Source organism: Niallia sp. 01092 (assembly GCF_052318935.1).
Taxonomy (GTDB): Bacteria; Bacillota; Bacilli; order Bacillales; family Cytobacillaceae; genus Niallia.
On sequence record NZ_JBQRKO010000088.1, the window covers coordinates 1 to 265 of the forward strand.

Below are 265 nucleotides of genomic sequence, written 5' to 3' on the forward strand. Positions count from 1 at the left end.
TTTTCAGATTGTATTATTATATTTTAAGCTTATGAATAGTCAATCTACTGATTATAAGAAGTATAATCAAGATGGAAAATCGGTTGCTGTGGTAAATTCGAGGGAATTTATTCTATCGTGCTCTACCAATTGGGCTATACCGGTATTTTCAAAAAGCTTGTCTATTTATTATTAATATATTATGGTGGAGGATGACGGGATCGAACCGCCGACCCTCTGCTTGTAAGGCAGATGCTCTCCCAGCTGAGCTAATCCTCCATTTTTA

1 tRNA gene is annotated in these 265 nt (G+C 36.2%); it reads right to left on the minus strand.

Annotated features, from left to right (window positions below):
* Positions 1-182: 182 nt before the first annotated feature.
* A tRNA-Val gene (locus tag ACTXGU_RS22450) sits at positions 183-258 on the minus strand.
* Positions 259-265 lie beyond the last annotated feature (7 nt).